Origin of the sequence: Roseibium sp., assembly GCF_965276855.1 — a bacterium.
Lineage (GTDB): Bacteria > Pseudomonadota > Alphaproteobacteria > Rhizobiales > Stappiaceae > Roseibium.
The window spans coordinates 4,900,893-4,914,022 of record NZ_OZ255700.1 but is presented as its reverse complement, the minus strand read 5'-3'; the positions used below and the strand labels follow the sequence as shown (position 1 = coordinate 4,914,022).

Here is a 13,130-nt window from a genome sequence, read left to right as displayed (position 1 = left end):
GTTTGGGCGGTGAACTGTTGCAACAGTGTTTTGCCTTGCCAGACCCTTGGTGATCCGCCTATCACTTGAAAATTCCAGACCGGCAATCACCCGGTTCCTGCCCCTATGTCACGGAGTTCTCTATGTATCTCAATCCGGCGCTCTTGAAACAGCAAGTCTATATCGACGGGTCCTGGGTGGATGCCGACAGCGGTAAAACCATGGAAGTGACCAATCCGGCGACCGGAGATGTGATTGGCACCATTCCGGTCTGCGGCCGGGAAGAGACAAAACGCGCCATCGATGCGGCCCACAAGGCCATGCCGGCCTGGAAGGCCTTGACCGCAGAAGCCCGCGCCACACTCATGCACAAGCTCTGCGATGAGATCATGGCGGTGATCGATGACTTGGCCGTATTGCTGACCACCGAAATGGGTAAACCGCTCGCCGAGGCCAAAGGCGAAATCGCTCTTGGTGTGAAGTACATCCGGTTCTTTGCCGAAGAAGGCAAACGGGTCTATGGCGACACGATCCCTTCGCCGTGGCCGGACCGTCGCATCCTGGTGACCAAGGAGCCTGTCGGTGTTGTCGGCGCGATCACGCCATGGAACTTCCCGAATTCCATGATTGCCCGAAAGCTCGGCGCGGCCCTTGCAGCAGGCTGCACCATGGTGATGAAACCGGCTGAATTCACACCCTACTCTGCTCTGATTTACGGCATTCTTGCAGAAAAGGCCGGTATTCCGGCCGGTGTGGTCAACATCGTCACTGGCGACGCTCCGGCGATTGGCGAAGAAATGTGCGAAAACCCGCTCTTGAGGAAGATCACCTTCACCGGCTCGACCCGCGTCGGCAAACTGCTGGCCGGGAACGCGGGCAAGAACATGAAGAAGATCTCCATGGAGCTTGGCGGCAATGCGCCGTTTATCGTGTTCGACGACGCGGATCTGGACAAGGCTGTTGAGGGCGCAATCGCCTCAAAGTTCCGCAACTCAGGGCAAACCTGTGTCTGCGCCAACCGGATCTACGTGCAAGCCGGTGTTTACGATGCCTTTGCGGCCAAGTTGAAGGACGCGATTGCCGCACAACTCAAACCCGGCAACGGTCTGGAAGATGGCAGCACACAAGGTCCGTTGATCAATGAAGCAGCTCTTGAAAAGGTGGCCGACCATGTGGCCGACGCTCTTGCAAAAGGCGGTGAGCTGATCTCCGGCGGCAAGCGCAGCGACGGTCCGGGAACTTTCTACGAGCCGACATTGATTGTCGGAGCAACCGCGGACATGAAAGTCGCGAACGAAGAGACGTTCGGCCCCTTGGCAGCGCTCTTCAAATTCGAAACCGAAGAAGATGCAATTGACCGGGCAAACGACACCGAATACGGCCTGGCCTGCTACTTCTACACCCAGGATCTCGGCCGGACCTTCCGCGTCATGGAAGCCCTGCAATACGGCCTTGTCGGGATTAATGAAGGCGTTATCACAACAGAAGTTGCCCCCTTCGGCGGTGTCAAGGACAGCGGCATCGGCAACGAAGGCTCCAAATACGGCCTCGATGACTATCTGAACATCAAATACAGCTGTCTCGGCGGCCTCGGCCTCTAAAAGCGGTTAGGCGGACCTGCGAAGAAGTTGCGCAAGGTCCGCAGCGCTCATAGGGCGCCCGAAAAGATAGCCTTGTCCGACACGGCACCCGAGACCGAGGAGCGTTTCCGTCTGTTCCTCGGTTTCAATGCCCTCCATGACGGTTTCCATCCCAAAGGCCTTGGCCATATGCAGGACAGCTTCAATGAGGGCGACGTCCTTCTTGTTGGTTGTCACCTTCGATATGAACATCCGGTCCAGTTTGATCTTGGAAAATGGATAGTTCTGGAGATAGGCCAGCGACGAATATCCCGTGCCAAAATCATCCAGAGAGAAACAGCACCCCAGCTCGGCGAGCTCCTGCATGCTGGTGCGGACATCAATAGTCTCGTCAATAAACAGCGATTCTGTGATTTCCAGATCGAACCGGTCCGCCGGAAATTTCGTGGCCTTGAGCGCATCTTCGACGGTGGCGACGATATCGCCCCGCGAAAACTGGAGGGCGGACACATTGACCGAAAGATTGATGTTGCTGTTCCATTGACCGACCTCTTCCATTGACCGATGCAAGGTCCAGGCTCCCAATTCGACGATAAACCCGTTTTCCTCCGATATCGGAATGAATTCAACGGGTGAAATTTCGCCCAGTTCTCCGTGCCGCCAACGAAGCAGAGCTTCCACGCCAATGATTTCCCGGCTCCGCAGATCAATCAGCGGCTGGTAAACCATCCGGAGTTCGCTCCGTGAAATCGACTTGAAGAGCTCTGTTTCCAGGCTTCGGCGCCGCTGCAACGTGTCATTCATTTCCGGACGGAAAGCCACGCAGGCCAGCTGAGCGCTTCTCCGCGACAAAGCCAGCGCGTTGCCGGACTTTTTCAGAAGCTCGTCTATTTCGGACGCGTAGTGGTCGACGATGTACCCGAAATCCAGCCGGACAGAGATCCGGGATCCCTCGATCATATAGTCTTTGCCAACGACTTGTTGAACCGTCTCAAGGAACCGTTCAGCGCAGACCTCCCCGTCTTCCGAAATATAGGCTGCAGCAAATACATCGGCCGTGAGCGCCGCCCAGGTGACCTCCGTCCCAAAGTGCTGGGTCACACGGTCCGCAATCGCTTTTCGCAGCAAATCCCCGTAGGAAAAACCGAGCGAAGCGATGATCTGGTCAAGATTGGAAATCGAGAACTGAACAAGACATAGCACCTGCCCATCAAATCCGGCTCTTTCGACGGTTTCCGGCATCTCGTCCTCGAAGCCATTGCGGTTAAACAAACCCGTGACAGGATCGAACCTTGCAAGATAAGCCAGCCTTTTGTTGGCTTCGTATTCCTCGGTAATATCCCGGCAGGTCAGACACGCCAGCGCCTCATTTTCCCGTGCGTGTTTGCCTTTTTTGCTGGTTACCGTTTTCTCAGAGCGCGTTACCACATACTCAATAACGCGCAGCTGACCATCTTTCCCAGTCATCTTGAGGAGTTTGGGTTCAGGTTTGCCCTCTGTTGTTTCGGATAACACCGCAACGGCATCATCCACCAGTTCAACTGGCAGTGCGTCGCGGCCAGATGCGTTCGGAACGGCGTTCAGACCAAAGAGCTGACGCGCGACTTCACTCGATGCCGTAATCTTCTCCGACCGGTCAATCACCACGATGGCATCGAAACTGTCGTCAAAGACCTGTCCCAGCATGCGGACCGTATTGCGCTGGCTGATCTGGTAAAGCTGAGAAATCAGCCTTCTGAGACCAAGTTCCTGGAAAATGATGACAATAGCGGAGGCGACAAGCAGCACTTGCGCGGATGCCGTTGATATCAGCACGGGACGTTCTTGAAGGGCAAAATACCCGGCAAGCTCCAGGAGCACCATGAAGCCAACCAGCACGGCCAATTTCGTGCTGAGGCCTGTTCTTTTCGTTGTTGAGAGGAGCACAAACAGGAGAAGAACCGATAAAACAGCAGGCATTGCGCCACGGATAATCAACGCCCGGTCCTGCATGAGTGTTTCAGCCCCAAGTGCCTGAATCATGGCGCCAGGAAGGATGCCGTAGACGGGCGTTGGAAACAGGTCCCGCAGCTCCTGAGCGCTTGCTCCGATGATGACCTTTTTCCCAAATAGGGTCGTATTGGCAACGTCTCCTTCAAGCACATCAATCATGGATACCCGGGGCATCTGATCAATGGCAATGCTGTAATCCAGCCAAAAGGCCCCCGAGGTTGCGCCGGTATGACCGCCGAGATAGGCGGCGGCGGACAGTTCCTCGACGCCGTTTAGTTCAAATCCGTAGATGTTTCGCCAGATCCGGCTGTCGGCCTCCACCGGCACCATCACAACGACGGGCCATGCGACCTCCAAAAATTTCGCTATTGGCTGGTTTAGAATTTCTTCGGACTCGTCCTCTGCACCGGTTGCCGCCTGGCGGAACGCTGCGAGACTGACGTTTCCTGCACGCTCGATAGACGCTGCAAAAATTGCATCATCTTCTGGAGTTGAGACCGAACTGAAATCGATATCAAAAACGATTTCAGTGACGCCGGCTTCGGACAGATTGTCGATCAGATCCGCGTAGGTTCGCCGCGGTATTGGCCATACGCCCAGTTGCTCGAGCGACCTTGCGTCAATATCGACAAAGAGCAAATCTCCTGTGACCGGACGCTCGGACGCTGTGAACCTGTGTTCCCATAGCATCCGGTCAAGTCCGTCCGTGACGCGGACAGCTTGCAGCGCCAAAAGACCTGCCCCCATCAGGCCTGCAAACACGATCGCTGCAAGAAATCTCTTTAAGTCAGCCGAAATTGCTCCTAATCGCACTTTTCCCGCCCAATCCCACCTCTAAATGCTCGATACACTCCGGCTTGCACCCTATCAGGACGCTTTGGCATCAAGTTTCGGCTCCCCAACCGAAAGCTTGAGTACGCAAACACCAATGGCGTTACAAACGACCGCCTGTATCAGCTCCACCGTTGCCGTTCCCATTGCCATTTCCGTTGTTGCCGGAATTGCCGTTGCCGTTGTTGCCGGAATTGCCGTTGCCATTCCCGTTGTTGCCGGAATTGCCGTTCCCGTTTCCGTTGTTGCCGGAATTGCCGTTGCCATTCCCGTTGTTGCCGGAATTGCCGTTGCCATTCCCGTTGTTGCCGGAATTGCCGTTGCCATTCCCGTTGTTGCCGGAATTGCCGTTGCCATTCCCGTTGTTGCCGGAATTGCCGTTGCCATTCCCGTTGTTGCCGGAATTGCCGTTGCCATTCCCGTTGTTGCCGGAATTGCCGTTGCCATTCCCGTTGTTACCGGAATTGCCGTTGCCATTCCCGTTGTTACCGGAATTGCCGTTGCCGTTTCCGTTGTTACCGGAATTGCCGTTGCCATTTCCGTTGTTACCGGAATTGCCGTTGCCATTCCCGTTGTTGCCGGAATTGCCGTTGCCATTCCCGTTGTTACCGGAATTGCCGTTGCCATTTCCGTTGTTGCCGGAATTGCCGTTGCCATTTCCGTTGTTGCCGGAATTGCCGTTGCCATTTCCGTTGTTGCCGGAATTGCCGTTCCCGTTTCCGTTGCCACTTCCATTGTTGCCAGAAGACTCGCCGCTCCCGGAGGAACTGCCCGCGCTCCCGTTCCCGGTTCCGCCCGAGTTGCCACCAGCATTCTGCCCCTGGCTGTTTGTTGAGCCTCCCGAAACGCCTTGATTGGAGGTGTTCGTAGACGGGCTCGGAACATTTCCGATTGTCGGAGTGGCAAAAGCCGGAGCCCTCGCAGCGCCCGGTGACACAGAGGGCGCATTCACACCCGACACCGACAAGCCCGACCGGCTGCCGGGCGCACTTGAGGCACTTTGACCTGGTCCCAGCGAAGCGGTTTGGCCGGTCGCCAAATCGGAGACCTCGACAAGACCACGTTCAACAGAGACCCGCGCTTCGCGGCTGTTCACGGAAACACCAAACCGCGTTCCTTTGACAACAGCGGCGAGAAAAGGGGTTTCGACTGTAAAATGCGGACGCCCGCGCTTTTGAACATCGACGGTCAGGCGGCCAGAGCGCTGAAGCAGCGTGGTCTTGCGATTGTTGCTTCGATATTTTGAAAGAGCAAACTTGGCATTCGGGCCAACCGAGATGGTCTCTGCGCCGCGCGCGATCAGAGCCCGCGCACCGGAACGCGTTGCCATGGTGTAACCTGGTTGAAACACCATACCGCGTTGAACGCGGAACGCTTTGACCTCTGGCGCAACAAAATAAACGACCCCAGACACCCGCTTGACGATCCACTCAGCGCGCGCTTCACCGACGCTCGACAGGACCGCGAAACTGCAGAGGAAAAATGCGAATACGTTGAACCCAATCGGTCTGCCAATTGGTTTTATAGCAAGGAGCTTATAAAACACCGTAGACACGTCTATTGACCGAATGAAAACCACGCCAGACACCGTATTTTAGATGATTATTGACGCACCTTATAACATTGACAATTTTAACGTTAGGTGAAGGCCAGCAAATAGGTCGCGGAACATAAGTTGAACCCCGATGACATACCCATACTACCACAGCGATAAGGGCCAAGACTATCGCAACTATTTCCAACCGATGGTCACCTGCGTTGAGAAATTGATAAGACACGCAAATCCCGGCTTCGATGCTGTCTAACGACAATCAAAACAACAGTTTTATTCAGGCTGTGAACCCTGAACGGCCACGCCAGCACTTAACGCTACGATTACCATAAGCAGAGAAAGCCCGGCGAATGTCACGGGCAAGCCGATCCCGTCCGCAACGAAACCGATCACCGCAGGCCCCAATAATATTCCGCCATACCCGGCTGTTGCGACTGCTGCAATCGCGGCGCCTTGCGGCATGGCCTTTTGCCGCCCTGTTAAGCTGAAGAGCACCGGCACAATGTTGCAGACCCCGGCCCCGATTGCCGCAAATCCGATCAACGACACAGCCAGGTTGCCCGCGGTTGCAACGAGCAGAATACCGGCAATGGTGATCACCCCGCCCCAAAGCAGGATATTTTTCGGGCCAAACCTGGCAACCACCCGGTCGCCCAGCAAACGACCGATCGTCATCGTGATTGAAAAACACATGAAGCCAATGCCGCCCTGGGCAATGTCCACCAGCCCCTGATCTGTGATCAGCGCAGCGCTCCAGTCCAGAACAGCTCCTTCGGTCAAAAACGTGATGGCAATGAGGAGTGCCAGAAGCAGGACAACGCCTTTCGGGAAAGCGCCGCCCGTTGAAGAACCACCCGTGCGATTTGGGAGCAGCCGGGGGGCCGCTAAAATCAGCAGCAGGAGGCTTGAAAGCGCAATCAAGCCAGCAGATGCGAACGGCGACAGGCCGAGCGTCAAGAAAAGCGTGACGCCCCCTGCCCCGGCAAAACCCCCGATGCTGAACTGGGCATGGAACCCCGACATCAACGGTTTGTCCGATCCACTCTCAACATCCACCGCATGAGAGTTCATGCCGACTTCCATGACACCGAGGAAGCTCCCGAACAGGAAAACCGCGATGGCCATGAGCGGGATCGTCTCTGCATACCCAAGAGCCGGAAATCCGGCGATCAGACCGATCCCGGACCCGACAATCACACGCCGGCTTCCAAATGCGGCGCACAACGGTCCGGCAAGCGGCATGAAAAGAACCGACCCAATACCGAGGCACAAGAGCAAAAGACCAAGCCCGGCATCATCAACGCCAAGCCTTTGCTGGGCGAACGGGATCAGGGGTGACCAGGCGCCCATGGTCAGTCCGCCAATGAAAAACACCAGCCGTGTTGCAAGCCGCGTTTCGAACCGGTTGAGGCTCAAGGCAGCATCATGACCCGTCACCGGTCGCAGTCCTTTTGTGTTTTGCAGGGCCCGGCTTGCGATCCAAAATCCTAGGTCGCCGGGGTCAGAATTTCGTTTTCAACAGAGCGGAAAACGTCGACATGGTCAATGTTCATTTGCTGGATGCCGCACTTGACCGCCAGTTCGAACACGTCGCGATCATCACCGTCATAAAAGAGCTGCGTGGTGAGCCCAGCATCCCTTGCTGAAGCGGCAAGGTCAGGGTCGAGGTTGTGCGCTTGAAACTCCAAAATTGCCGCGCCTTGCGCGACCGCCCGTTCCACCGAGCCGACATGATCAAACAAGACCATGAGCCGGAGATCAGGAACACGGGCCCGTGCCTCGGCGCGAATGGCTTGATCAAAGGAAAACGTCCAGGCTGTTTCAAGGAGACCGTTGGCCTGGAGCATGTCTCTGACCTTCGCCGGATCTCCTTCTTTGATCTCAGCATAGACGGCAATCTGGTCCCGGCACGCCTTCAGGAAGGCATCAAACCGCGGCACACGTTCGCCGGAAAACTCTTTTGAAAACCAGGAACCTGCATCAAGTCGGTCGATCTCAGATGAGAGTTTGTCGGCAAACCGGCCCGAGCCGTTCGTCGTTCTATCCAGCGTGTCATCGTGAAAGACGTAGAGGACACCGTCGCGGGATGGACGGACATCGAGCTCGACAACTTCGGCGCCTGCTTCGATCGCTTTTTCAAGAGACGCCAGGGTGTTTTCCGGGGCTTTGAGGCTGAGGCCACGATGGCAAACAATAGCTGCACGGTTCATGGATATGCTCCAGAAGGTTCGGGGTCAAAGCACCGGCGATGTTGAAGGGAAACGAATCTCGATTGATCGAGACACGAAAGAGATGCCTGAGGACTTTGATACCTTCATGACACATATCACGTTCACCAAACTATAGATTGGTTCAAGGTCAAAAGTGGCCGCTTCGGTCATTATCAACTGTTGCCGAGCGCAGTTGTAGATCTCGCAGAAACTTCCAATCTTCTCGATAACTCGCCGAGTCGTTTTTCCGAACCATCCGGCGGAATTATGACAAATTGTTCACCCTCAATAAACAGTCAGTCAAATTGCAGCTTTTGAAATACAGCTTATGTGATGGATCAGCGTTCCCCATGGAACGTCTTCAACAGTCTTATTGATGAGGTTCCAAAATGATCCGTTTTGCTACATCTGCCTTTGCCCTGTCCGTTCTCGCTGGCGCTGCTGTCGCTGAACCGGTTGCGTTCGACTTCGACAAGTCCCACTCCAACCTGTCCTTCACCTACGACCACCTCGGCTACTCCACCACCGATGGCCGTTTTGGCGACTGGGATGGCACTCTTTTGATCGACAAGGAAACCCCGGCCAATTCCTCGATCGAGTTCACCATTCAGATCGGCAGCCTCGATACATTCTGGGCAGATCGCGACAAGCACCTCCTGAGCGCCGACTTCTTTGACGCTGAGAAGTTCCCGGAAGCGACCTTCAAGAGCACAAGCGTTGAACAAACCGGCGAGAAGCAGCTTGAAGTCACCGGCGATCTCACCATCAAAGGCATCACCAAGCCCGCGACCCTGACCGTTGATGTCAAGGCAATGGGTGAGCATCCGATGGCGAAGAAGGAATCGGTTGGTTTTGCCGTAAACACCGTGATCAAACGCTCTGACTTCGGCATGGACATGTTCGTGCCCTATGTAGGTGACGAGGTCACAATCACGTTCCACACGGAAACGCTGACGACTGCCGCAACAAACTAATCTGCGAAGATGCGGGGAGCCTTGTTAAGGCTTCCCGTTTGCCGAAGGAAACCGCCATGTATCGCAATACGCCAACCGGTTATGGCCGGATAGCCATTTTCTTTCACTGGACCATGGCCCTGCTGATAATCGGCATGCTCGCCTTCGGACTTTACCTCAAGCAGCTGCCGCAGACCGATCCAAACCTTTTTCAGCTCTACCAGCTGCACAAGTCCTTCGGCTTTGTTGTATTGGCGCTTGCGGCCTTCAGGCTGATTTGGCGTCTGGCAAACCCTTCACCGAAACTGCCGTCCGGCATGCCGGCTCTTGAAAAACTGGCAGCTCATCTCGGTCATATCGGGCTCTATGCCCTGATCTTCGCAATGCCGATCACAGGCTGGTTCATGGTGTCCGCGTCCCCTTGGGGCATCCCGACAGTGGTGTTTAACGTTCTGCCGATCCCGCACCTGCCCTATCCGGAGGCCCTTGGAACAAAAGATCAGGCCGAAGCCTTTTTCATGATCCTCCATGAATACGGTGCGTATCTGTTGATCGCCCTGGTGGTTGTTCACATCGCCGCCGCACTGAAACACCACTTCATTGCCAAGGACGACACCTTGAAGCGGATGACATCAACCAAGCCGGCCCAAAACGCGCTTGAATCACATTCTGAGAAAGCCAAAGCATGACACTGAAATCACTTGCACTCCTCAGCTGCACCTTGTCTTTCCTGACCGTGCAGCCCGTACTTGCCGCTACATGGACCGTTGACCCGGCGCAGAGCACACTTGGGTTTGAAGTCCAGCAGGGCAGCAGCGCTTTGACAGGACGTTTTACCTCCTGGGACGCATCCATCGAGTTTGACCCGGACGCGCCGGAGAACGCCGATATTTCAGCAACGATCCGTCCGGCCAGCGCCTCCACCGGCAACGCCCAGTTTGACGGCACCCTGCCGAACGGCGACTGGTTTGACACCGCCGCTTTTCCGGACGCGACCTTCACCGCCGACAGTGTTGAACGGGTGGAAGGCGACAGTTACCGGGCAAACGGAACGCTGACGATCAAAGGAGTGTCCATGCCGCTCGTCCTGGACTTTACGTTGGCCATCAACGGTGACACTGCCACAGCCAATGGAATGGCAACACTAAACCGTCTTGAATACGGCCTTGGATCCGGTGTCGGAACAGATACCGTCGGCGATGCGGTCACCGTCACGCTCAATCTCACAGCGACCCGCTGACAATTCCTCGATCAGACCAAATCATGAGACCGCGGCGCTTGGCGTTCGCGGTCTTTTTGCTTAAGAACACGCCACAGACCTTTTGCCAGGGGCTGATCCGTCAGCGCCTAGCCAGATCAGGAAGGCTTTTTGCATGAACGCGCCCGTCACCCCGCCAGACTATCAGCACAGCGCCCTCTTCCCGCAAGGCGAAGACACAACGCCCTATCGCAAGCTGACCTCTGACCACGTCAAAACAGCTGAGTTCAACGGCGAAGAAGTTTTGGTCGTCGAGCCGGAAGGCCTGCGCCTTCTGGCCGAAGAGGCCTTCAAGGACATCAACCACTTTTTGCGCCCCGGACACCTCGAACAGCTGCAAAAGATCCTGGATGATCCGGAAGCCACTGAAAACGACAAGTTCGTCGCTTTTGATCTTTTGAAGAACGCCAACATCGCCTCCCACGGCGTCTTGCCGATGTGCCAGGACACAGGCACGGCGATCATCATGGGCAAGAAGGGCCGGCGCGTGTGGACCTCCGGCGGCGACGAGGCATCGCTCGGTGAAGGTGCGCGCGACGCTTATTTCAAGAAAAACCTGCGCTATTCGCAGCTCGCGCCGATCTCCATGTTCGAGGAGAAAAACACCAAGAACAACATGCCGGCGCAGATCGAACTCTATTCAGAGGGCGAGGACGCCTACAAGTTTCTGTTCATGGCCAAGGGCGGTGGTTCGGCGAACAAGACCTTCCTGTTCCAGGGAACGCCGTCGCTCCTGACCCACGACCGCATGATCGACTTCCTGAAAGAGAAGATCCTGACGCTCGGGACAGCCGCCTGCCCGCCTTATCACCTGGCGATCGTGATCGGCGGCACATCGGCGGAAATGAACCTGAAAACGGCGAAATACGCCTCCGCCCGCTATCTCGACAATCTGCCGACCGAAGGCTCGGAAGCCGGGCACGCGTTCCGCGATCTGGCGATGGAAGAAGAGATCCACAAACTGACCCAGGCAACCGGCGTTGGCGCGCAGTTCGGCGGCAAATACTTCTGCCACGATGTCCGTGTGATCCGCCTGCCGCGCCACGGCGCCTCCCTGCCGATCGGTCTGGCCGTGTCCTGCTCCGCCGACCGTCAGGCCGTCGGCAAGATCACCAAGGACGGGATTTTCCTGGAACAACTTGAAATGCATCCGGAAAAATATCTGCCGGAAATCACCGACGATCATCTCGGAGGTGACGTCGTCGAGATCGACCTGACGAAGCCGATGCCGGAAATTCTCGGAGAACTCACAAAACATCCGATAAAGACCCGTCTCTCCCTGACCGGCACACTGATCGTTGCCCGTGATGCGGCCCACGCCAAACTGCGCGAACGTCTGGAGGCCGGTGAGCCCCTGCCCGACTACATCAAGAACCACCCGGTCTACTACGCAGGTCCCGCCAAGACCCCGGACGGAATGCCCTCCGGTTCCTTCGGTCCGACAACGGCCGGACGCATGGACGCCTATGTCGATCAGTTCCAGGCGGCCGGCGGCTCGATGGTCATGTTGGCGAAGGGCAACCGCTCCGCCCAAGTCCGCCGCGCCTGTCAGGCCCATGGCGGTTTTTATCTCGGCTCCATCGGTGGCCCGGCTGCCCGGCTTGCCCAGGACTGCATCAAGAAGGTCGAGGTCGTTGAATTCGAGGAACTTGGCATGGAAGCGGTCTGGAAGATCGAAGTCGAAGATTTCCCTGCCTTCATCGTTGTCGACGACAAGGGCAACGACTTCTTCAAGGAACTGAATTTGGGGTGAAGCTTCTTGCGGGGTGATGTTTGTGTCACCCCGCCGTCCCGGGCGTGACCCGGGACCACAATAGTGTTGCGAAAGGTCCCGGCTCAAAGGCCGGGACGGCGATTGCATTGTTCAAGAATCCTGCACCTTTTTTCGAGCTTTGCTCAATTCTTGAAAACATAGTTGTTCAATTTGCCAAAGACAGATTTCAAAGACATCCCTCGAGAGATCAGCCATCCTGGGACAGACACTCCTGTTTTAGATTGGTGGGCTGGTATCTACGACAAGGTCTTCATTGCGCTGAACCCTTTTGTGAGGTGGCCCGTGGTCGAAGGTGTTGTCGCCGCAGAAACAACAATGGTGGGCGGCAGGAGATATGTAACCGCCAGCTGTTCCGGCGCTGATGGGTTTGACGAAGACCATGCCGTTTACGCCAAGCAGTACGGCGAAACCACGCCGTGGTCAGACGTGCATAAAGCTGTCTGTCCTGACGTGCCCTTCGAGATGTTCGCGCGGTGTGTTTGGATCTCTTCAAGCTTGGGCCGCCGGATGGATATCCCCTCGGATATTCAGGATGCAATCGAGGATTACTGCGTTTCTGAGGCACTATTCCTGCCACAAGACGATACTCCGGAACCGGCCAACGAACCTCAAATAGGCCACTTTCTGTCGGCGCTTCGTATCACCGCTGTTGATGTCTATGACGAATTCAGAGACAACGTGTTTCGGTATGACATAGAAGCGTTTTCACGAGTGCGCCCAAAGATCCGCCTGCCGCAAGCGATCACGCACGACACGTATTTTTGCATCCACTCCAAGGACATGGGCCTTGTCATGACATGGGAGTTCGATGGTGTCGCAGCGCTCATCGGATTGACAAACGACGCGCTGTCACACGCCCGGCCAGAAGCTTACTTCGAAGGCTTTTATGCCGATGCAAACACGTATTCGGATTGGGCAAACCCTCTCGACTTCTGTCCGCGCAAACCACCAGCTAAACCGTTCAGCAAATAGTAGATGACCGTCATACTAAAGGGCACGGT

The 13,130-nt window shown here is 55.9% G+C and carries 11 protein-coding genes and 1 pseudogene; 8 read left to right on the top strand and 4 right to left on the bottom strand.

Annotated elements, in window-relative coordinates:
• Nucleotides 1–122 precede the first annotated feature (122 nt).
• Nucleotides 123–1,580, top strand: coding sequence for an NAD-dependent succinate-semialdehyde dehydrogenase (locus tag ACQY4Z_RS22780; RefSeq protein WP_428525103.1), 1,458 nt, complete (start codon nucleotides 123–125; stop codon nucleotides 1,578–1,580).
• A 6-nt stretch (nucleotides 1,581–1,586) separates the two neighbouring features.
• Here ACQY4Z_RS22780 and ACQY4Z_RS22775 read toward each other — a convergent pair whose 3' ends face one another.
• Nucleotides 1,587–4,364, bottom strand: a complete 2,778-nt coding sequence (locus ACQY4Z_RS22775; RefSeq protein ID WP_428525101.1) for an EAL domain-containing protein — start codon at nucleotides 4,362–4,364, stop codon at nucleotides 1,587–1,589.
• A gap of 115 nt (nucleotides 4,365–4,479) precedes the next feature.
• On the opposite strand from ACQY4Z_RS22775, the gene ACQY4Z_RS22770 reads away from it, so the two are divergent.
• Together ACQY4Z_RS22770 and ACQY4Z_RS22765 are read left to right on the top strand one after the other, a co-directional pair.
• Entirely contained in the window at nucleotides 4,480–5,217 is a 738-nt protein-coding gene (locus ACQY4Z_RS22770) for a hypothetical protein (protein WP_428529755.1), read from the top strand.
• 19 nt (nucleotides 5,218–5,236) lie between these two features.
• Nucleotides 5,237–5,386: a hypothetical protein gene (locus ACQY4Z_RS22765; protein WP_428529753.1), complete on the top strand. Its 150-nt coding sequence runs from the start codon at nucleotides 5,237–5,239 to the stop codon at nucleotides 5,384–5,386.
• A 104-nt stretch (nucleotides 5,387–5,490) separates the two neighbouring features.
• Here ACQY4Z_RS22765 and ACQY4Z_RS22760 read toward each other — a convergent pair.
• The 3 genes and pseudogenes from ACQY4Z_RS22760 to ACQY4Z_RS22750 form a co-directional block, all read right to left on the bottom strand.
• Nucleotides 5,491–5,712: pseudogene (locus tag ACQY4Z_RS22760) on the bottom strand (FecR domain-containing protein); the annotation flags it as partial.
• A 495-nt stretch (nucleotides 5,713–6,207) separates the two neighbouring features.
• Nucleotides 6,208–7,371, bottom strand: a complete 1,164-nt coding sequence (locus ACQY4Z_RS22755; protein ID WP_428525099.1) for an MFS transporter — start codon at nucleotides 7,369–7,371, stop codon at nucleotides 6,208–6,210.
• Between the two features lie 50 nt (nucleotides 7,372–7,421).
• A complete protein-coding gene (locus ACQY4Z_RS22750; RefSeq protein WP_428525097.1) occupies nucleotides 7,422–8,144 on the bottom strand; it encodes a glycerophosphodiester phosphodiesterase in 723 nt (240 codons plus the stop codon).
• A gap of 389 nt (nucleotides 8,145–8,533) precedes the next feature.
• Between ACQY4Z_RS22750 and ACQY4Z_RS22745 the strand changes: the two genes are divergently transcribed.
• From ACQY4Z_RS22745 to ACQY4Z_RS22725, 5 genes are all read left to right on the top strand, one after another.
• On the top strand, nucleotides 8,534–9,118 hold the full coding sequence (locus ACQY4Z_RS22745) for a YceI family protein (protein ID WP_428525095.1): 585 nt from the start codon (nucleotides 8,534–8,536) through the stop codon (nucleotides 9,116–9,118).
• A gap of 56 nt (nucleotides 9,119–9,174) precedes the next feature.
• Complete coding sequence (locus ACQY4Z_RS22740) at nucleotides 9,175–9,786, top strand: cytochrome b (protein WP_428525093.1); 612 nt, start codon at nucleotides 9,175–9,177, stop codon at nucleotides 9,784–9,786.
• A complete protein-coding gene (locus ACQY4Z_RS22735) occupies nucleotides 9,783–10,337 on the top strand; it encodes a YceI family protein (protein ID WP_428525091.1) in 555 nt (184 codons plus the stop codon). The genes ACQY4Z_RS22740 and ACQY4Z_RS22735 overlap by 4 nt, the downstream gene beginning before the upstream one ends.
• A 133-nt stretch (nucleotides 10,338–10,470) precedes the next feature.
• Nucleotides 10,471–12,108 carry a fumarate hydratase gene (locus tag ACQY4Z_RS22730; RefSeq protein WP_428525089.1) on the top strand — a complete coding sequence of 546 codons (1,638 nt, stop codon included), beginning with the start codon at nucleotides 10,471–10,473 and terminating at the stop codon, nucleotides 12,106–12,108.
• Between the two features lie 303 nt (nucleotides 12,109–12,411).
• Nucleotides 12,412–13,101, top strand: coding sequence for a hypothetical protein (locus tag ACQY4Z_RS22725; RefSeq protein WP_428525087.1), 690 nt, complete (start codon nucleotides 12,412–12,414; stop codon nucleotides 13,099–13,101).
• Nucleotides 13,102–13,130: the final 29 nt, after the last annotated feature.